Below are 18,764 nucleotides of genomic sequence, written 5' to 3'. Positions count from 1 at the left end.
AAATCCTAACGGTCCGTGGGAGATCCACTCACACCGCTGAATCCGGCTGCGGCGGGGGGAGAGCTTTGCGAAACATCCCTTCCCGTAGCAAAGACGCATCCTGGGAGGGAGTGGACACGCGTGCACGAGGCAGGGGACATCACGATGCGGGTACTGGTCGCCGAGGACGAGGAGATCCTGGCGGAGCTGGTCGCCACCGGGCTGCGGCGGGCCGGGTTCGCCGTCGACACGGTGTACAGCGGTGACGCGGCCCAGGCCTACCTGGGCCTGCACGACTACGACGTCGTCGTCCTGGACCGCGATCTGCCCCGGGTGCACGGCGACGACGTGGCCCGCGCTCTGGTCGCCTCCGGCTCCCGCACCAGGATCCTGATGCTGACGGCCGCCGGGTCCATGGAGGACCGTGTCTCCGGGCTCGACCTGGGCGCCGACGACTACCTGGGCAAGCCGTTCGAGTTCCCCGAGCTCGTGTCGCGGGTACGCGCGCTGCGGCGGCGCAGCGCCCGCCCCGTACCGCCTCAGCTGCACCGGTACGGCATCCGGCTCGACACCGTGCGCCGCACCGCGACCCGGGACGGCCGCGACCTGGACCTTTCGCCGAAGGAGTTCACCGTGCTCCAGCTCCTGCTGGAGGCCGACGGCGGAACGGTCAGCGCGGAGGAGCTGCTGGAGCGGGCCTGGGACGCCAACGCCGACCCCTTCACGGGAGCGGTCCGCGTCTGCATGAGCAAGCTGCGCGGCAAGCTCGGAGAGCCTGCCCTCATCCGCACTGTTCAGGGCGTGGGGTACGCCCTGTGAGGCGTCCGCCCCGGGTGCCGCACTCCACGATCAGGACCCGGATCGCGCTCGTGTACGGCGGGGTGTTCCTGGTCCTCGCCACCGGCCTGCTCGTCACGGTCAACCTGGCCTTCCGGGCCGGCACGGACTCGCAGGCCCGCGACATCGCCCAGACGGCCGTGGTCGTCCAGCCGGGCTACGCGGTCAACGGCCCGCCCGTCTCCCGGGCCGAAGTCGGACCGCTGACCGTCTACGACCTCACCGACGACGTCAGCACCGCGGCCGGGCACCAGCTGCTCATCTGGTCCGCGGCCGCCGTGTTCGTGATGACGGCGTGTGCGGTGGGCGTCGGGTGGTGGACGGCCGGGCGGGTCCTGCGGCCCGTGCACGCGATGACCGCCAAGGCGCGCAGGCTCTCCGAGCACACGCTGCACGAGCGGATCGCCTCCCACGGCCCCGACGACGAGATCAAGGAGCTCGGCGACACGCTGGACGCGCTGCTCGCCCGGCTGGAGCGGGCGTTCGACAGCCAGCGGCGGTTCATCGCCAACGCCTCGCACGAGCTGCGGACCCCGCTGGCCACCCAGCGGGCGGCCATCCAGGTCGGCCTGGACGACCCGACGCCGGCCGACCTCGTACGGACGAAGCAGACACTCCTGGACAACAACCGGCGCAGCGAGCGGCTCATCGAGGGGCTGCTGGTGCTGGCGCGCAGCGAGCGCGGGCTCGCGAAGAGCGAGCGGGAGGCCGTGGACCTGGACCGGGTGGTGGCGGAGGAGGCGGGCCGGCACCCGGGGGTGACGGTGGAGCCCGGGCGCTGCACGGTGCGCGGGAACCGGCTGCTGCTGGCCCAGCTGGTGGCCAATCTGCTGGCCAACGCGGTGACGTACAACGTCCCCGGCGGGAGCGTGGAGGTGGCCCTGGTGCCGGCGGGCGCAGGGGTGCTGCTGGAGGTGCGCAACACCGGTCCGGTGGTGGACGCGGCGGACATTCCCGGCCTGTTCGAGCCGTTCCGGCGCGGCGAGGGCAGGGACCGGATGGGGCCGGGCTCGGGACTCGGTCTTTCGATCGTGCGGTCCATAGCGATGGCGCACGACGGTACGGTCACGGCGGTGCCGGGCCCGGAGGGCGGCCTCGCCGTGACCGTACGTCTGCCGGTGGATCAGGCGCCGGCGGCCGTCTCACGGGCGGCGGCCCAGGCGGCCGGCGCGGCGAGAATCCCGCGGTAGAGCGCGGCGTCGGTGACCTCGCGGGGGGCGGGGCCCGCGTGGAAGAAGCCGGCGTTCGGGGCGTCCAGCTTCCGCAGGAAGTCGAAGCCCTTCGCGTCCTCGTCGCCGAACGCGACGAACTGGAAGAACAGCGGCAGCCGTGCCGCCTCGTTCAGCGCCTGGCGGGCGGCCTGCTTGACGTCCGGCGGGCCGTCGGTCTGGAAGATCACCAGCGCCGGGCCGGTCGCCCCGGACTTCTCGTAGTGCGCGACGACCTCCTCGACGGCGCGGTGGTAGTTCGTCCGGCCGAGCCGTCCGAGGCCCGCGTTCAGCTCGTCGATCCGGCCCTCGTGGCCCTCCAGCCCGACCGTGCCGGTGCCGTCGATGTCGGTCGAGAAGAAGACGACCTGGACGGTGGCGCTCTCGTCGAGGTGCGCGGCCAGGGCGAGCGTGCGGTCGCCCAGGTGCTGGGCGCTGCCGTCCTTGTAGAACGGCCGCATGGAGCCGGAGCGGTCGAGCACCAGGTAGACGGTGGCGCGCAGGCCCGTGAGCCCGTGCGCCTTCAGCCCGGCCTGCGCGGCCTTGTACGGGGCCACGAGCTCCGGCGCACCGGCCTTGACCTTGGCGAGAGTGAGCGCGGGCTTGCCGACGGGGGCGGCGTCGGGCTCGGCCTCGGCGACGACCGGCTCGGGCTCCACGGCGGCGGGTGCCTCGGCCACGGGCTCCGGTTCGGCCGTCGGCGCGGCGGCGGCGAGCGGCTCCGGCTCGGGCTCGGGTTCCGGCTCCGGGTCCATGTCGATGGTGATCGGCTCGGGGACGGCCTCGGGGGCCGGAGCCTCGGCGACGACCGGCTCGGGCTCGACAGCGGCGGCGACGACCGGCTCGGGCTCGACAGCGGCCGGAACCTCAGCCACGGCCTCTGCCTCGACCACTGCCTCTGCCTCAGCCACGACCTCTGCCTCTGCCACGACCTCTGCCTCGGCCTGCGCGTCGGCTTCGACCTCGGCGGCCGGCTCCACAGGCTCCGACGGCTGTACGGGCTCTGCCGGCTCCGCGGGCTTCACGGCAGCGGCGGGCTCCGCAGGCTTCGCGGGCTCCGCAGGCTCCGCGGGCTTCACGGCCTCCGCGGGCTTCGTGCGGGATGCGGATCCCTGCGACGGAACCGTGGGAGAGGCCTTGGGAGCGGCCTTGGGGGCAGGCGCGGCGGCCTTGTCGAAGGCCGCGGCCACCAGGTCCGCCGCCGCCCCGCCGTCGTCCGTCGTGGTCCGGGACGCGGTGGTCAGGACCGACTCCGAAGAGGCCGGGGCCGGTACCGACGCCTTGACGGCCGAGGCGGGCTCGGTCTGCGCAACCGGCTCGTCCACCGCCACCGGCTCCGTGGCGAGGGTGCGCTCGCCCTGGGGCGGGACCGTGGCCGTCGTCGGCTCGTCCTGCTCCGTGCGGTCACGGCCGAACACCTTGCGCAGCAAGCTCCGAATGCCCATGGGCGAGGCCTTTCGCATGAGTTGGGTGCGATGAATGTCCGTACTGCGGGAATTGATCCCTGGCCAGGGCGGATACGTAAGGTTAGCGGCCGGATCCGGCCCTTCGGTGGCGCGGCCCGCCTGTGGGACAACTGAGCCGCAACCGATTCCGGACCGAGTCCTGGGCGGTTGCCGCGCCGGACGGGCGCTCGTCATTCACCCGCACCTGTGCGGTGGCGAGTTGTTCCGCCGCTGTGAACCACGCCTGTGGTGCCTGACCTGTGGTCAGTCGGGCCGGCCGGCGCGCGTGGCGGACGCCGCTGCCGGCACCGTACCCGGCGATCGTCGGATCACGCAGGTCCCGCGCGCGTCCGCCGGACTACAGTCGGACCCATGGTTTCCGGTGAGGCACCGCAGGCGGCGGGCAGCGTTCGGGTCGATGTCTGGATCTGGTCGGTCCGGCTCACGAAAACCCGTGCGCAAGCCGCTGCAGCCTGCCGCGCGGGTCATGTGAAGGTCGCCGGTGAGCGCGCCAAGCCGGCCCAGGCGTTGCGCGTCGGCGACGAGGTACGGCTGCGGCACGCCGGCCGGGACCGGGTCGTCGTCGTGTCGAAGATCGTGAAGAAGCGGGTCGGGCCGCCGGCGGCGGCGGAGTGCTTCATCGACAACAGCCCGCCCCCGCCGCCGCGCGAGAGTGCGATCCAGGTTCCGGTGCGGGACCGGGGCGCGGGGCGGCCGACGAAGCGGGACCGGCGCGACATGGAGCGACTGCGGGGCGCGGGGCCGGACCCCGCGGAGTGAGGGCGGGGCCCCCTCGGCGCTACGGCTGAGGCCATGGCTGGGGCTACGGCTACGGCTACGGCTACGGCTGGGGTGAGGCGATGGCTCTGGCCGCCGCGACCTCCTGGCGCAGCGGGGCCAGTACGCCCTCCTCGTCGCCCGGGAGTTCGGCGCGCACCTCCACCAGGACCTCGCTCGCCCGCACGCCGTCGGCGAGTTCGACGAGCTGGCGCCGCACGGCGGCGACCTCCGACGGTTCCGGTTCCGGGGCCCCGTGGTCGACGCGGACCCGGGCCGCCGTGGTGGCGTCCACGATGCGTTCGACCGCGACGACCAGCGGCCACCAGGCGGCGGCGCGGGGGCCGGTCGGGGGCGGTTCCGTCAGGGCGCGCTGGAACTCGGAGCGTACGGACGACAGATCGCGGTAGATGCGGCGGCGGGCCCGTACGCGCTCCGCCCGGTCGCCGTCGTCGCCCGGCTCGAACGCGCAGGCCACATAGTCCGCGATGTCCGTCACCGCGTCGGCCAGGCGGTGACCGATCCGGGTGTGCCAGCTCTCCGGCCACAGCAGGTATCCGGCCACCAGCACGATGGCGCAGCCGATCAGGCTGTCCAGGAAGCGCGGCCAGACCAGGTGCAGGCCCTGGTGGTTGAGCAGGTCGGACAGGAGCAGGATGACCGGGGTGACGGCCGCGGTCTGGAAGGCGTACCCCTTCGCGGTGAGGGCCGGGATCAGCGCCGCGAGCACCACCATCACCGGCACGTCCCACCAGCCGATCGGCACCTTCGCCAGCACCGGCGCCGCGATGACGAGCCCGGCGGCCGTGCCCACCGAACGCAGTACGGCGCGGGAGAACACCGAGCCGAAGTCGGGCTTGAGCACGAACGTCACGGTCAGTGCCACCCAGTAGGAACGCGGTACGTCGACCAGCGAGGTCAGGGCCTGGGCCAGTCCGATGCAGAGGGCGAGGCGCAGCCCGTACCGCCACGAGGGGCCGGACAGCAGGACGTTGCGGGTGGCGCGCCGGACGCGCACCCCGAGCGCGGCGGGGCGGCCGAGCCGGTCGTCGACGTTGTACGGATCCGGCTCGGCCTTGTGGACGACCGCGAAGGCATGGCGCAGCGCGCTGTCGACCGCGCGGGTGGCGGGCGAGTCCGGGGCGGGCAGGGCGGGTTCGGCGCCGCCGGTGCGGGTCTCGGCCACGTCCGCGGCCAGGTCCCGCACCGCCGCCGGGATCGCGTCGGGCAGCCGGAGCCGCCGCACGTGGACCGCGGGCGCGGCTTCGACCAGCGGGATGACGACGTTCAGCTGGGACAGCATCCGCACCATCGCGCCGCTGCGGCCGTGGTAGCGGGCGCGGCGCGCGAGGATCAGGTCGTAGGAGGTGTTGAGGGACTCCGTGACGGCCTGCCGCTTCTCCTCGTACGCGTCGGTGCCCGCGGCGGCGAGCAGATCGGCGACCGCGAGGTAGGTGCCCGTGACCGCGACGCGTTCCGGCAGTTTCCGCCGCAGCGGCCAGGCCAGCAGCGTCAGGGCGAGGACGAGCAGACCGCCCAGCGTCAGCAGCAGCGGCGCCACCCACCAGGGGTCCGGCATCGGCAGTCCGGCACCGACCACGGAGTTGAGCAGGAGCAGCAGCCCGGACACGGAGGCGACGGCACCGATCGTCGACATCATCCCGGAGACGAGGCCGATGACGGTGAGCACGGCGACGGCCGCCCAGCCGGTCCCGAACACGAACGTGCCGATCAGGATGCCGAGGGCGCCGAACAGTTGCGGCACGGCGATGTTGAGGATGCGCATCCGGTACGCGTCGGCGGTGTCGCCGATCACGCCGGAGAGCGCGCCCATGGAGACCAGCGCCCCGTAGACCGGCCGGTCTACGGCGAATCCGACGGCGAGCGGCGCGGCCAGGGCCACGGAGGCGCGGGCGACGGCGGCCCAGGGGATGGGGGTGGGCTGGGGGCGCAGACCGTAGCGGAGCCAGACGGGCGGCATGGCCCGCCGCTGGGCCGCGGTGGGCAGGACGGTGGATCCGGCGGACGACGCCGCTCCAGTGCCTCCCGGCCGTGCGCCGCCCGCGTCCCCGCCCCCGGCGTTCGCCTTGCCCGTCCCCTTCGCACCCGCACCCGCGTCGGCTCCGGTGCCTGTCAACGCGTCCCCCTTAACCGCTCTTCACCGCTCTTCACCGCTCTGTGGTCGAGCCGGACCTCCACGGTACGCAGTCGGGCCTTCTCCCCGGTGCAGAGACCTGAGCGTCGTTCTCTCAGCGGTGTCCGTTCTCCCGCAGCACGATGACGGTCTTGCCGCGCGCCCCGCCGGTCCGGTTGCGGTCCAGGGCCTGCGGGGCCTTCTCCAGGGGGAGTTCGATGTCGATGGGCACCCGCAGGATCCCTTCCGCGGCGCCCGCGGCGAGTACGTCCAGCAGTACGGGGGTGGGATCGAGCCGGAAGTCGACACCCCGCACACCGTCGGGGAGCACGGCCCCGGCCGCGACTCCGCGGGTGGAGAGCGCGATGCCGCGCGGCCGGACCGTCGCGGCGTGCGCGGCGAACGCCTCCGGGGTCGCGGATGCCAGGTCGGCCAGCGCGTCGATGCCGTCCGGGCAGGCCGCCCGCAGCGCTTCGGCCGCGGCTCCGTCCGTGAGGTCGATGGTGACGACGGCGCCCAGCGAGCCCATCCTGGACCGTTCGTCCCCGCGCACCGCCGCGATCACGCGCACGTCCCTGGCCCTGGCGAGCTGCGTCAGACAGCTGCCGACACCGCCCGCGGCCCCGATGACCAGCAGGCTCTCGTGGCCGCGCAGCGCCACCGCCTCCAGGATCTGGGCGGCGGCCATCCCCGCGGACGGCAGCGCGGCCGCGATGCGGGTGTCGAGGCCGGGCGGGACGAGGGTGATGGCGGAGTCCTGCGGTACGCAGACGTAGTCGCCGTACGTCCCCGGGCCGGCCGCCGGTCCGCCGGCCCGGCCGAAGACGCGGTCGCCGACCCGGAAGCGGTTGTCGCCGCTGCCGATCATGTCGACCCGGCCCGCGAAGTCGACGCCGACGACGAACGGGAAGACTTGAGGGGCCCGGCTCTCCGGGGAACCGTCCGCGAACTGCCAGTCGTGCGGATTGAGCGAGGCGTACTCGACCCTCACCCGGACCTCGCCGGTTCCGGGCTCCGGCTTGGGTATCTCGACCAGTGCGGGGTCGGCCCGGAACGCGCCGACGGCGATGGCTCGCATACGGAAGACCTCTCAGTCGCCCCCGGCAGTCGGCCCGTCCACTCCTCCCCATCCACTCTTCCCCGGCCCGCGCGCACCCGCACGTCGGCGGCCGCGGGCCCCGCCCTCAGCCGGATTCGCGCAGTTCCAGGGCGACGAGCAACGCCCGGTGGTCGGTGGCGGCGAGGTTCAGGAAGCGGGCCGAGCGGACCGAGAAGTCGTCGCTGACCAGCACATGGTCGATCTGGGTGCGCAGCGGTGTGGTGCGGTCGGCGGGCCAGGAGTACGTACGGGAGGAGCCGGCGAGACGGGCGCTGTCGTGGAGGCCGCCCGCGTCCAGGACGGCCCGGAAGGCGGCATGGTCCTGGGAGGCGTTGAAGTCGCCGGCCACGACGGCGGGCTCGGCCCGGACCGAGGCGGCGAAGTCCCGGATCCGGCCGAGCTCGCGCCGCCAGGCGGACACCCCGCCGGGGAGCGGCGGCATGGGGTGCGCGAGCTGGAGCCGCACCTCACGGCCCGCCACGACCGCGACCGATCCCGGCATCGCCATCGCCCCGTCGATCCGGCCCGCCGGGCGCAGCGGGAACCTGCTGAGGATCGCCGAGCCGAGCGAACCGTCCAGCCGGACGACGTCGCGGTACGGGTACGAGGCGGCCGGGACACGGGTGGCGAGCGCGTCCGCGCACCCGAAGTCGCACTCCTGGACGAAGACGACATCGGGCCGTTCGCGGCGGATCGTGGTGATCAGCGCGTCCGTCCCGGCCCCGAACTCCACGTTGGAGGTGAGGACGTCCAGCCGGGCCACCACCCGGCCGTGCGCGCCTGTGGTGGCGGGGCCGTACGGGCGCACGAACCACACCGTCAGCGCGAGCGCGACGACCGCCCACACGAGCCCGCCGCGCCACCGGGCCAGCGCGGCCAGCCCCAGACCGGCGGCGCCGGGCACCAGGAGCCACGGCAGGAAGGCCAGGGCCTGCGGGAGCGGGGTCACACCGTCGGCGCCGGCGGCCCGGAAGCCGGTCACGAGGCTCACCCCGGCGAGGAGGAGGGCGGCAGCGCAGAGCGCGAGGAGGCGGAGCGGTTCCGTCATGCCCCGGACGCTACCGGCAGCACGCGCCGGGCCCGGACCGGTCATCGCCGGACGACCGGCAGCACCTGCCGGGGCCGGCCCGTCGTTCCCGGCGATCGGCGCCTCGCGCCGGGCCGTGACCCGTCACTTGCCGGCGGGGACCGGCAGTACGCGTTGCGCCCGGATCCGTGCCGCCACCGCGCACACGGCCAGCGCGAGGCCCGTACCGAAGACGATCCACACCGTGGTGCGCAGCGACCCGGTCAGCGCGTCGTACACCGCCGCGGCCGCGTCCGTCTCGCTGCCGGGCACCTCGGCCAGCAACCGGTTGCGGGCCAGCGCGAGTGCCCCGCGCAGCACCAGCGCGCCGGCCGCGAAGCCGGCCCCGGCGACGGCGGTGGCGGCGAGCGCGGCCAGGACGGAGCCCCGGCGGCCCGGACCGCCGCGTACCCAGGCCAGGGCGACGGCCAGCAGGGCGAGGACCAGCGTGCCGATCGCCGGCCACACACCGGCGGCCCGCAGCCACCGGAAGCTCTGGCGCAACTGGTCGGCGCGGTCGGCGGTGATGATCCGGATGTCCGTGTGCTGGACGGGGATCCGGTCGGCGAACGGCACCCCGTTGTCCACCAGGTTCTGCTTCACCCGTTCCGTCACGGGCGCCAGATCGATGGTGACGCTCTCGCCGCTCTGCCCGTCGAGTGCGGCGGTGACGGCCTCGTGGGCGGTGCGGTTGGCGGCGTTCCAGGCGGCCTGGAAGGCGTCGGTGGTGGTGAAGGACTGCACGGCCTGGTGCAGGAAGTCGCGGACGGTGTCCTGGAGCGGGCCCACGTCGATCTGCTTCATCGCCTCGTCGGTGATCAGATCGGCGACCGTGTTCTGCACATCGGGGTCGGAGGCGAGCGGCGCCACCGCGGCCACGTAACGGTCCGTGTCGTCGATCTCCAGATCCACCCAGGCGGACAGCGCGCTCAGCGGCACCAGGACGGCGAGCAGTACCAGGAGCACCGCCGAGAGAGCCGCCGAGAAGTAGGTCCGCACCTCACCAGGGAATCGCGGATGACGGCGGTGCGCCCCGGGCCGTAGCCCATCCGAGTTGCCGGGGGGCGCGAGCAGGTGTGCTCTGGAGGGAAAGCGGGGGCGACGGAAGGAGCTGTCTGCCATGGCCGCACACGCTTCGGTGCAGGCACGCGGAATGCGAGCGCGTGCCCAGCGCCCCTCCATGCTCAGCTGGGCCGTTCCCGTCACGCTCGGCGTGATCCTCGGCTGGTACGCGACGTCCATCGTCCGCGGCGGCGGTGTGCTCACCGGCACGCAGCTCGCGCTCGGGCTGATCTCCGGCGCCGTGCTCGCGGCGCTCTGCTTCGTTCTGGGCCGGATGCAGAACCGTCTGCCGCGCGAACTCAGGGCGGCCGCCTACGGCGCGCTGTTCGGCGGTTCGGTCGGCTTCCTCTACAGCCTGTCCGGCAAGAGTGTGCTGGCGGCATCGGTACTGGGGCTGCTGACCGGGGCGGGCATGCTGATCGCCGCGTTCTACGTCTTCTACACCCACGAGGACTGAACCCCGGCGGCTTCGCACCCCCTGCGCAGGCGATCCTTGACCTTCTCCATGGGGGAAGGCCAAGGATCGGGCGTGCCGGGCGGACCGCCCGGTATGAGGAGGCGTGAGGGTGACGGACGAGGGGCAGGGGCGTACGCCCGGCGGGGCGATGGTGACGATCGGGGCTTTCGCCCGGCTGTCCCGGCTGTCCGCCAAGGCGCTGCGCCGCTACGACGAGCTCGGCCTGCTGACACCCGCCCTGGTCGACCCGGTGAACGGCTACCGGTACTACGACCCGGCGCAGGCGCGGACGGCCCGGCTGGTGGCCTGGCTCCGCCGGATCGGGATGCCGCTCGCCCGGATCACGGAGGTGATCGCACTGGACTCCGGTGCGGCCGCCGCGGCGATCCGGGCGTACTGGGCTCAGGTCGAGGCCGAGACGGCGGCCCGGCGGGACCTTGCGGCCTTCCTCATCGACCAGCTGTCGACGGAGGAAGTCATGACACAGGTGGGAACGCTCGGAATCCGGTACGCGGCCGGCACCGACACCGGCGCGGTGCGCGGGACCAACCAGGACGCGGCGTACGCAGGGGCCCGGCTGCTCGCGGTCGCCGACGGGTTCGGCGAGGGCGGCGCGGGGGCGAGCACCGCGGCGATCGACGCCCTGAAGCCGGTGGCGCGGGCGGCGGTGCCGGCCGCGGAGCTGCTGAACAGCCTGCACGACGCGGCGGAGCGGGCCGCCCGGGCGGTGCGGGACGCGGTGGCGGGGAGCGGGGCGCCGCAGGAGTCGGGGACGACGCTGACCGCGATGGTGTGGACGGGCTCGCAGCTGGGTCTGGTGCACATCGGGGACTCGCGGGCGTATCTGCTGCGCGACGGGGAGCTGTTCCGGATCACGCACGACCACAGTCTGGTCCAGTCGATGATCGACGACGGTTCGCTGACCGAGGAGGAGGCGGCCTCGCACCCGCAGCGGGCCATGCTGCTCAAGGCGCTCGGGAGCGGTCCGGAGGGATCGGGACCCGACCTGGAGGTCCGGGACGTGCGGCCCGGTGACCGCTATCTGCTCTGCTCGGACGGGCTCTCGGCGGTCGTCGAGGGTACGGACCTGGCCCGGGTGCTCGCCGCGGCGGACGGCCCCGGCACGGCGGTGCGCGAGCTGGTCGCGCTGGCCGGTGCGGCGGGCGCCCCCGACAACGTGGCCTGCGCGGTCGCGGACGTCGTGGAGCTGTGACGGCGCGGGGCGGGCCCGCGCGTCCTCACCGAGGATGCACGGGCCCGCCCCGTTTCCGCCGTCGCGCCGGCGGTCGTCAGTTGCGCACCACGGTCACCGGGCACGGTGCGTGCTGGGTGACGTGCAGGCTGACCGAGCCGAGCAGGGTGGCCTTGAGGGCGCTGCGTCCGCGCGCTCCGACCACCAGCAGATTCGCGCCCTCGGCCCGGTCGAGCAGGGACTGCGCCGGATTGCCGATCACCACGACCTTGCTGATCTCGGCCGCGCGCGCACCGCCGAGGGCCTCCTCCAGCGCCTCGGTGAGGGACACGGTGGCCAGGGCCTGCGGATCGAAGTCCTCCGGCATGCCCGGCATCATGGACGCCCAGCTGGTCGCGGGGTACTCCCAGCTGTTGACGGCCTCCACCGTGTCACCGGTCAGCTCCGCCTGGCGTACGGCCCAGTGCAGCGCCTTGATCGACGACTCGGAGCCGTCAACGCCCACCACGATCCTGCCCATCTCTGCCTCCAGCTCGGTTCGGCTCGGTTCAGTTCGGTTCAGCGCGGTCGTGCAGGTGCGTCGTACGGGATACAGGTCGGGGCACCCGTACCACGCACCTTCTCGCACAACTCTAGTCAAACCGGATGTATGCATCGTCTTCGGGTCCAACAACGCACTCCGGGCGCCATCATTCGAGGCGGAGATCCGCCAGCTGGCGCTCGAAGGGGACCACCTCGTCGTCCAGGCCGAGGGCCCTGGACGCTCCGGAGACCGCCCGGCCGCCCGTGATCGCGTGCGCGAGCTCGCCGCCCGCGCGCCGGATCCGGGCCGGCAGCCCGTCGGTGTACTCGTCGCCCGACGAGCCCCAGTCCTCCGAAGCGGCGTACACCGACGTCGGCAGGGTCACGGCCCGCAGGTAGGCGAAGAGCGGACGCATCGCGTGCTCCAGCACCAGCGAGTGCCGGGCGGTGCCGCCGGTCGCCGCGACGACGACGGGCTTGCCGGTCAGCGCGGTGTTCTCGACGAGATCGAAGAACGACTTGAACAGACCGCTGTACGAGGCGGTGAAGACGGGGCTGACCGCGATCAGCCCGTCGGCCCCGGCCACCGCGCCGATGGCCTCCTCCAGGGTGGCCGACGGGAAGCCGGACACCAGGTTGCCCGCGATGTCGACGGCCAGGTCGCGCAGTTCGATGACCCGGACCTCGACCGGGCGGTCCTGCTCGGCCTCCAGCCGTTCCCGGGTGGCGGCGGCGAGCCGGTCGGCCAGCAGCCTGGTCGACGAGGGGCTGCTCAGTCCGGCCGAGACGGCGACGATCCTCAGCGGTTCGGTGGCGAACACGGTGTCAGCTCTCCTTCGCGACGGTGGCGGCAGTGGTGGCGGCGACGGCCGGGTGCAGCGGGGCGGAGTCGGGCACCCCGGCCGGCCGCAGCGCGGCGAACTCCTTGCGCAGCACCGGGACGACCTCCTCGCCGAGGATGTCGAGCTGCTCCAGGACCGTCTTGAGCGGCAGTCCCGCGTGGTCCATCAGGAACAACTGGCGCTGGTAGTCGCCGACGGCGTCCCGGAACGACAGCGTCCGCTCGATGACCTCCTGCGGGGAGCCGACGGTCAGCGGCGTCTGCTGCGAGAAGTCCTCCAGGGACGGGCCGTGCCCGTAGACCGGGGCGTTGTCGAAGTACGGGCGGAACTCCCGTACCGCGTCCTGCGAGTTCTTGCGCATGAACACCTGGCCGCCGAGGCCGACGATGGCCTGCTCGGCGGTGCCGTGCCCGTAGTGGGCGTAGCGCTGCCGGTAGAGGTTCACCATCTTCTTCGTGTGCTCGATGGGCCAGAAGATGTTGTTGTGGAAGAAGCCGTCGCCGTAGTACGCGGCCTGCTCGGCGATCTCCGGGGAGCGGATCGAGCCGTGCCAGACGAACGGCGGGACGCCGTCCAGCGGGCGCGGGGTCGCGGTGAAGGACTGGAGCGGCGTACGGAACTTGCCCTCCCAGTCGACGACGTCCTCGCGCCACAGCCGGTGCAGCAGGGCGTAGTTCTCGATGGCGAGCGGGATGCCCTGGCGGATGTCCTTGCCGAACCAGGGGTAGACCGGTCCGGTGTTGCCGCGGCCCATCATCAGGTCGACGCGGCCGTCGGCGAGGTGCTGGAGCGTGGCGTAGTCCTCGGCGATCTTCACCGGGTCGTTGGTGGTGATCAGGGTCGTCGAGGTGGACAGGATGATGCGCTCGGTGCGGGCGGCGATGTAGCCGAGGGTGGTCGTCGGCGAGGAGGGGACGAACGGCGGGTTGTGGTGCTCGCCGGTCGCGAAGACGTCGAGGCCGACCTCCTCGGCCTTCCGCGCGATGGCGACGGTGGCCTTGATCCGCTCGTGCTCGCTCGGCGTCGTGCCGTTCGTCGGGTCGGTGGTGAGGTCCCCGACGGTGAAGATCCCGAACTGCATGGCGCCGCCTCCAGAGTGCTGAACCGTAGTTGTTGAACGTTGAACTATCTGAATACACCCTACAACGGAGCGCACCGCTTCCCTATTCCGCCGCCACCGGACCCGTGCCGCGCTGCTCCTCGACCCACCGCCCGGCCCGCTCCATCGCCTCCAGCTGGGCCCCGAAGATCTCCTCGCGGGCGGGCACCACCCGGTCGTCGCCCAGCTCGGCGGTGAGACCGGTCCGGCGCAGCACCGCCAGCAGTCCCGGCTGCACCCCGGCCAGATAGAGCCGGCCGCCGTGATCCCCCAGCTCCTCCGCGTACCGGCTGAGCAGCTTCACCACCGCGGATGAGGGCACCTCGGGTGTGGTGCGCAGCGACAGCACCACGGCCGATCCGCGCGCCCGCGAGACATCGGGCCACTGGGCGTCGATCCGGGGCGCCTCGGCGAACAGACTGGTTCCGGCGTAGAAGAGGACGGTGACCTCGCCGGGCCCGATCCGTGCGGGCGGATCGGTGAACCGCCAGGTCCCGGGGTCGGCGCCGCGTTCGAGTCCGCGCAGTCCGCTCTGCCGGGCCGCCTGCACGCAGTACAGCAGCAGCGAGAGCAGCGCCCCGATCACGATGGCCTGCTGGAGGGGCAGCTGGGTGGTGGCGACGAAGGTGACGAGCATCGCGGCGGCCGACAGCCAGGACGTACGCAGCACCAGCAGGATGTCCTTGCGGCGGCCCCAGATCAGCTCGCAGCCGATCACGATGATCAGGCCGCCGATGACCGGCATCGGGATCCGCTCGGCCAGCGAGCCGAGCGTCAGGACCAGCAGCGCCAGCCACAGCCCGGCGAAGATGCCCGTCCACCGGGTGCGGGCGCCCGCGCTGACGGCGACGCCGGTACGGGACATGGAACCGCCGGCGGGCAGCGCGCCGAACAGCCCGCCGCCGATGTTGCCGATCCCCTGGGCGACGAAGTCGCCGTCGACGGACGACTTGGAACCGTCGGGGTTGCGGACGGTCGGGCCGATCGAGGCCGCCTGGGCCAGTGCGACCAGCGCGACGGCGAAGGCGCCGGGCAGCAGCTTTCCGATGACGGACAGGTCGGGCGCGGTGAAGTGCGGCAGCGCCGCCGGGATGTGCGCGATGTCCCGGGCCAGTTCCACATCGACGGAGAGGAGCCCGACCCCCAGACTGACGGCGACCAGGGCGACCAGGATCGCCACCGGTTCCAGCCGCTTGACCAGCCGGACGAGCGCCCACACGGCGACCGTCACCACGGCCGTCAGGGTGGTGGTGAGCTTCCAGTCGCCGATGTGGAGGACCCAGTCGGCCAACTGGGTGAGCCGGTTGTGGCCGTGCGGTTTGTAGCCGGTGGCGTCGTCGAGCGAGCCGGTGATGATCTGGAGCGCGATCCCGGTGGAGAAACCGGTCATCACGGCGTTGGAGACGAAGCTCATCACCGCGCCGAGCTTCAGCAGCCCCAGCACCACCATGATCAGCCCGGCGAGCACGGCGACGGTGGCGATGTTCCCCGCGTCCTTGGGGTCCAGATGCGCCCCGGACAGCACGCTCTGCGAGGTCAGGGCGATCGCGGAGGTCAGGGTCGTGACCATCAGGACCGTACGCGCGAAGACGGACGCCAGGATGGTCGGTACGACGCCCGCGTAGATGCCGGTGACCGGGTTGAAGCCGCCGATCGCCGCGTAGGCCATGCCTTCGGGGATGGAGAAGAGCCCGGTAACCAGACCGGCCGACACATCGGAAGGTGTCGGCCGGCCCAGCTTCGTCTTTCCGCGCAAGGAGAGACCTTCCCTACGGGGTGACGATCGGGAACGAGGTGTCGCCCTCGGCCAGCAGTGAGAACAGCGTGGCGAGCACCTGCGGATCGCCCTGGGTGCCGATGCCGTCGAGCCCGCGCCCGGCGAACACACCGAGCAGCTGCGGCTTGGTCAGCGTGAGGGTGAGGCCGGCCGGGGTCCGGGGCGGGGAGGCGTCCGTGGTGGCGCGCTGGGTCAGGGCCCCGTTGTGCAGGGTGAGGCGGTGGCGGGTGCGCTGGTCGGTCAGGTCCAGGTCGATGACCAGGTTCTTGTCCCAGGCGCGCGGCCCGTCGACCCGTACCGCGATCGAGTCGATGAGCTGCTCGACGGTGAGGGCCATCGCCACCTCGGGGTTGGCCGGGTCCAGGAGGTTGGTGTCCGGGCCGTTCTCCAGCTCCATGGCGCCCATCAGGTAGAAGTTGCGCCAGGTGCCGTTCTCCGAGCCGTGCCCGAGCCTGCGGTAGACGGCCGCCAGGTCGGATCGGGCCTGCCGGTCGGAGGCGTCGGCGAAGACCACGTGGTTCAGGAGCGTCGCCGCGAACCGCAGATCGCCCTGTTCCGCGTACTTCGCGGCCTTGCCGATCACCTCGTCGGCGCCGCCCATGCACTCCACGTACCGGGTCGCCGCCGCGACCGGCGGGTGCTCCCAGAGGTGGGCCGGGTTGCCGTCGAACCAGCCGAGGTAGCGCTGGTAGATCGCCTTCACGTTGTGGCTGAGCGATCCGTAGTAGCCGCGCGCGTGCCAGGAGTTCTCGATCGCGGGCGGCAGCTTGATCTCCTCCGCGATCTCGGGACCCGTGAGACCGGCGTTGAGCAGCCGCAGCGTCTGGTCGTGCATGTACGCGTACAGATCGCGCTGGACGGCCAGGAACTCCACCACGTTCTCGGCGCCCCAGGTCGGCCAGTGGTGGGAGGCGAAGGCGACGTCCATCGTGTCGCCGAAGAGCTCGATCGCCTCGTCCAGGTAGTGCGACCAGATCCGCGAGTCGCGGACGACCGCGCCGCGCAGCGTCAGGATGTTGTGCATGTTGTGGGTGGCGTTCTCGGCCAGGCACAGCGCGCGGCGGTCCGGGAAGAGGAAGTTCATCTCGGCCGGGGCCTCGGTGCCGGGCGTGATCTGGAAGACGATCCGTACGCCGTCGACCGTCTCCTCCTGGCCCGTACGGGTGATGTCCACGGTCGGCGGGATGAGCGTGACCGTCCCGGTGGAGGTGGTCATGCCGAGCCCGGCGCCGAGCTGCCCGTCGGGCGCCTTCTCGATCCGGTCGCCGTACATGTACACCGCGCGCCGGGTCATGGCGTTCCCGGCGTACACGTTCTCGCTGACCGCGTGCTCCAGGAAGCCGACGGGGGCCAGGATCGGCACCCCGTCCTCCTCGCCCTTCGCCAGTACCCCGCGCGAGCCGCCGAAGTGGTCGGCGTGCGAGTGCGTGTAGATCATCCCGGTGACGCGCCGGTCCCCGCGTTCGCGCCGGTACAGGGCGAGCCCCGCGGCGGCCGTCTCGGCGGACAGCAGCGGATCGATGACGATCACGCCGGTGTCCCCCTCCACCAGCGTCATGTTCGACAGGTCGAGCCCGCGCACCTGGTAGATGCCCTCGGCCACCTCGTACAGCCCCTGCCGGGAGACGAGTTGTGCCTGCCGCCAGAGGCTGGGGTGCGCGGTGTCGGGGCAGTCGGCGTCCAGGAAGGCGTAGGCGTCGTTGTCCCAGATGACGCGGCCGTCGTCGGCTTTCACCACAGCGGGCTCGAGCGCGGCGACGAAGCCGCGGTCGGCGTTCTCGAAATCGGTCGTGTCGTGGAACGGAAGGTCACTCATGAGAACTCAGTAGAACCCAGTTGGGCTATTTATGCACTTCATCCTTTTTTGTCGGAATCGGCGTGTCGGCCGGTGCGTACGCTGAACCGTACGGAGGCCGCCCGAGCCCCGGGCGGACGGAGGCCGACATGAGCGGGACCGGAGCGGGGAGCGGTGGCGGAACCCGCTTCGACGGTGCGGCGGACCGGGAGTCCGGATCCGGGAGCGAGCGCTGGAAGGAGCGCGGCGTAGCGCTGCGCGTCTTCGTCTACGTCTTCGCGACGCACCTGTTCGCTGGGTTCATCTGGATCCTCTTCTATGTGGGCGGGCACGCGAAGAAGTAGCCGGCCGGGTTTCGCGGCGCGGGGGGCCGGCGAGGGGTGCGTACCCGCCCGGGGCGGGCAGTTCCGTGTCCCTCTTGTGGGTGATGGCCGCCTCGTGAGTTTCGAACTATTTTGAAAGTCATGAGCATCGAGAGCGCTGCCGTGAACTTCTCCGAGCTGGTGAACAAGAACAAGCAGACCCTTGCCAGACTCGAGGAATCACCACGGTTGCTGCTGCACCGCAGAGATGGTGAGGACCTGGTCCTCACCACCGCTGCACGGGCCGAGCAGGACCGCAGCGTGGTATCAGCTGCCACGCGGATGCTGGCCGCCATGGCACGCCGGGAGCCCGGCAGCATGGAGCTGCTCCTCGACATACTGCCGGACGCGTTTCCCTGGGTCCGGTTCCTTCCCGGGCCGGACGTCCACGCCTTCGCTGTCGAGCTGGTGGACACCATGCGTGCCGCCGACTCGATCGGCAACAGCGCTTCCGTCGCCCAGCTCCTCACCGCGTGGCAGCACACGGCCGAGGTCCACTCCGACCCCGAACTGCTGGCCGCGCTGACCAGGGATCATGAGGCGGACTACGGCCAGGCGTCTGATCCGCGGGAGCTTGCATGACCGCGGGGCGCGGCGACCGGGCCGCGCCTCCTGCGCCGGAAGGGCAGTGGGAAGTCCGCCTCGCCGATGCGGCCGCGGCCAAGGGGTGGGAGAGCCTCGGCCGGCAGGCCCGCGGCAACACGTATCGCGCCTGGATTGCTATGCGCACTGATCCGAGGCCGACGGTGGAGACGCCTCGGCAGCACCGGCTGAAGGGCAGTCTGGCGCACGGAACCCACCGGGGGCGGACCTGTGAGCAGTGGCAGATCGAGGTGACCGGCGGCGGCCGTATCTGATACCTCGTCGACACTGCTGGCGAGACATGCCGGATCACTTTCGCCGGCACGGGGCACCCGCGGGCCACGGACCGCCGATGAGTGAGGGCCTCGGCGGCGCCGTTCCGCGGTCGTGGGCGCTGCGCGGGCGGTTCAACCCGTGACGGGGTGCGCACGGAGTCACCGAGCGGCCGGCCACCGCGCGCCGGCCTCACACCATCAGCGACCCGTACACCGTGTAGCGGCAATCACCGAGCCCGTGCCGCCGCGCTCGG

At 72.5% G+C, this 18,764-nt stretch carries 17 protein-coding genes and 1 pseudogene; 8 read left to right on the top strand and 10 right to left on the bottom strand.

Annotation, left to right across the window (positions count from 1 at the left end; all coding sequences use genetic code 11):
• The first annotated feature begins 144 nt into the window (after positions 1–144).
• Together OG782_RS17710 and OG782_RS17705 are read left to right on the top strand one after the other, a co-directional pair.
• Positions 145–798 carry a response regulator transcription factor gene (locus tag OG782_RS17710; RefSeq protein ID WP_406459125.1) on the top strand — a complete coding sequence of 218 codons (654 nt, stop codon included), beginning with the start codon at positions 145–147 and terminating at the stop codon, positions 796–798.
• A complete protein-coding gene (locus tag OG782_RS17705) occupies positions 795–2,006 on the top strand; it encodes a sensor histidine kinase (protein ID WP_406452076.1) in 1,212 nt (403 codons plus the stop codon). Before OG782_RS17710 ends, OG782_RS17705 begins: the two co-directional genes overlap by 4 nt.
• Here the strand turns inward: OG782_RS17705 and OG782_RS17700 are convergent.
• Positions 1,940–3,469, bottom strand: a complete 1,530-nt coding sequence (locus OG782_RS17700; RefSeq protein ID WP_406452074.1) for a VWA domain-containing protein — start codon at positions 3,467–3,469, stop codon at positions 1,940–1,942. The genes OG782_RS17705 and OG782_RS17700 overlap by 67 nt on opposite strands.
• 372 nt (positions 3,470–3,841) lie before the next feature.
• On the opposite strand from OG782_RS17700, the gene OG782_RS17695 reads away from it, so the two are divergent.
• Entirely contained in the window at positions 3,842–4,249 is a 408-nt protein-coding gene (locus OG782_RS17695) for an RNA-binding S4 domain-containing protein (RefSeq protein WP_406452072.1), read from the top strand.
• A 61-nt stretch (positions 4,250–4,310) separates the two neighbouring features.
• Here the strand turns inward: OG782_RS17695 and OG782_RS17690 are convergent, their stop codons facing one another.
• The 4 genes from OG782_RS17690 to OG782_RS17675 form a co-directional block, all read right to left on the bottom strand.
• Complete coding sequence (locus tag OG782_RS17690; protein WP_406459124.1) at positions 4,311–6,227, bottom strand: FUSC family protein; 1,917 nt, start codon at positions 6,225–6,227, stop codon at positions 4,311–4,313.
• 268 nt (positions 6,228–6,495) lie between these two features.
• Entirely contained in the window at positions 6,496–7,458 is a 963-nt protein-coding gene (locus OG782_RS17685) for an NADP-dependent oxidoreductase (protein WP_406452070.1), read from the bottom strand.
• A 106-nt stretch (positions 7,459–7,564) separates the two neighbouring features.
• On the bottom strand, positions 7,565–8,527 hold the full coding sequence (locus OG782_RS17680) for an endonuclease/exonuclease/phosphatase family protein (RefSeq protein ID WP_406452068.1): 963 nt from the start codon (positions 8,525–8,527) through the stop codon (positions 7,565–7,567).
• A 123-nt stretch (positions 8,528–8,650) separates the two neighbouring features.
• Positions 8,651–9,544 carry a hypothetical protein gene (locus OG782_RS17675; protein WP_406452066.1) on the bottom strand — a complete coding sequence of 298 codons (894 nt, stop codon included), beginning with the start codon at positions 9,542–9,544 and terminating at the stop codon, positions 8,651–8,653.
• Positions 9,545–9,665: 121 nt separating this feature from the next.
• Here OG782_RS17675 and OG782_RS17670 point away from each other — a divergent pair, with 121 nt between their 5' ends.
• Positions 9,666–10,064: a hypothetical protein gene (locus tag OG782_RS17670; RefSeq protein ID WP_406452064.1), complete on the top strand. Its 399-nt coding sequence runs from the start codon at positions 9,666–9,668 to the stop codon at positions 10,062–10,064.
• Between the two features lie 148 nt (positions 10,065–10,212).
• A complete protein-coding gene (locus OG782_RS17665; RefSeq protein ID WP_406459123.1) occupies positions 10,213–11,277 on the top strand; it encodes a protein phosphatase 2C domain-containing protein in 1,065 nt (354 codons plus the stop codon).
• Positions 11,278–11,353: 76 nt separating this feature from the next.
• Here the strand turns inward: OG782_RS17665 and OG782_RS17660 are convergent, their stop codons facing one another.
• The 5 genes from OG782_RS17660 to OG782_RS17640 form a co-directional block, all read right to left on the bottom strand.
• The gene (locus tag OG782_RS17660; protein WP_406452062.1) at positions 11,354–11,776 is read right to left on the bottom strand and encodes a universal stress protein; all 423 of its coding nucleotides are present in this window, start codon (positions 11,774–11,776) and stop codon (positions 11,354–11,356) included.
• Positions 11,777–11,945: 169 nt separating this feature from the next.
• Entirely contained in the window at positions 11,946–12,599 is a 654-nt protein-coding gene (locus tag OG782_RS17655) for an FMN reductase (protein ID WP_406452060.1), read from the bottom strand.
• 4 nt (positions 12,600–12,603) lie between these two features.
• On the bottom strand, positions 12,604–13,701 hold the full coding sequence (locus OG782_RS17650; RefSeq protein WP_406452058.1) for an LLM class flavin-dependent oxidoreductase: 1,098 nt from the start codon (positions 13,699–13,701) through the stop codon (positions 12,604–12,606).
• 82 nt (positions 13,702–13,783) lie between these two features.
• Positions 13,784–15,475 (bottom strand): SulP family inorganic anion transporter, encoded by a 1,692-nt coding sequence (locus OG782_RS17645; protein WP_406452056.1) that lies wholly within the window; start codon positions 15,473–15,475, stop codon positions 13,784–13,786.
• A 13-nt stretch (positions 15,476–15,488) separates the two neighbouring features.
• Entirely contained in the window at positions 15,489–17,312 is a 1,824-nt protein-coding gene (locus OG782_RS17640) for an alkyl/aryl-sulfatase (RefSeq protein ID WP_406452054.1), read from the bottom strand.
• A 197-nt stretch (positions 17,313–17,509) separates the two neighbouring features.
• On the opposite strand from OG782_RS17640, the pseudogene OG782_RS17635 reads away from it, so the two are divergent.
• The 3 genes and pseudogenes from OG782_RS17635 to OG782_RS17625 form a co-directional block, all read left to right on the top strand.
• Positions 17,510–17,635: pseudogene (locus OG782_RS17635) on the top strand (DUF6126 family protein); the annotation flags it as partial.
• A 120-nt stretch (positions 17,636–17,755) separates the two neighbouring features.
• Positions 17,756–18,235, top strand: a complete 480-nt coding sequence (locus OG782_RS17630) for a hypothetical protein (protein ID WP_406452052.1) — start codon at positions 17,756–17,758, stop codon at positions 18,233–18,235.
• Positions 18,232–18,510, top strand: coding sequence for a hypothetical protein (locus tag OG782_RS17625; protein WP_406452050.1), 279 nt, complete (start codon positions 18,232–18,234; stop codon positions 18,508–18,510). The genes OG782_RS17630 and OG782_RS17625 overlap by 4 nt, the downstream gene beginning before the upstream one ends.
• The last annotated feature ends 254 nt before the right edge of the window (positions 18,511–18,764 follow it).

The sequence above is a fragment of the Streptomyces sp. NBC_00876 genome (assembly GCF_045207435.1).
Classification (GTDB): Bacteria; Actinomycetota; Actinomycetes; order Streptomycetales; family Streptomycetaceae; genus Streptomyces.
Note: the sequence above shows the minus strand (reverse complement) of the source record. Positions and strands in the feature narration are given on the sequence as shown.

What these genes read in the sequence shown, in the direction of transcription:
- OG782_RS17710 (WP_406459125.1), top strand. Translation starts at nt 145, where the DNA reads ATGCGGGTACTGGTCGCCGAGGACGAGGAGATCCTGGCGGAGCTGGTC.
- OG782_RS17700 (WP_406452074.1), bottom strand. Translation starts at nt 3,469, where the DNA reads ATGGGCATTCGGAGCTTGCTGCGCAAGGTGTTCGGCCGTGACCGCACG.
- OG782_RS17695 (WP_406452072.1), top strand. Translation starts at nt 3,842, where the DNA reads ATGGTTTCCGGTGAGGCACCGCAGGCGGCGGGCAGCGTTCGGGTCGAT.
- OG782_RS17690 (WP_406459124.1), bottom strand. Translation starts at nt 6,227, where the DNA reads ATGCCGCCCGTCTGGCTCCGCTACGGTCTGCGCCCCCAGCCCACCCCC.
- OG782_RS17685 (WP_406452070.1), bottom strand. Translation starts at nt 7,458, where the DNA reads ATGCGAGCCATCGCCGTCGGCGCGTTCCGGGCCGACCCCGCACTGGTC.
- OG782_RS17680 (WP_406452068.1), bottom strand. Translation starts at nt 8,527, where the DNA reads ATGACGGAACCGCTCCGCCTCCTCGCGCTCTGCGCTGCCGCCCTCCTC.
- OG782_RS17670 (WP_406452064.1), top strand. Translation starts at nt 9,666, where the DNA reads ATGGCCGCACACGCTTCGGTGCAGGCACGCGGAATGCGAGCGCGTGCC.
- OG782_RS17665 (WP_406459123.1), top strand. Translation starts at nt 10,213, where the DNA reads ATGGTGACGATCGGGGCTTTCGCCCGGCTGTCCCGGCTGTCCGCCAAG.
- OG782_RS17660 (WP_406452062.1), bottom strand. Translation starts at nt 11,776, where the DNA reads ATGGGCAGGATCGTGGTGGGCGTTGACGGCTCCGAGTCGTCGATCAAG.
- OG782_RS17650 (WP_406452058.1), bottom strand. Translation starts at nt 13,701, where the DNA reads ATGCAGTTCGGGATCTTCACCGTCGGGGACCTCACCACCGACCCGACG.
- OG782_RS17640 (WP_406452054.1), bottom strand. Translation starts at nt 17,312, where the DNA reads ATGAGTGACCTTCCGTTCCACGACACGACCGATTTCGAGAACGCCGAC.
- OG782_RS17630 (WP_406452052.1), top strand. Translation starts at nt 17,756, where the DNA reads ATGAGCATCGAGAGCGCTGCCGTGAACTTCTCCGAGCTGGTGAACAAG.
- OG782_RS17625 (WP_406452050.1), top strand. Translation starts at nt 18,232, where the DNA reads ATGACCGCGGGGCGCGGCGACCGGGCCGCGCCTCCTGCGCCGGAAGGG.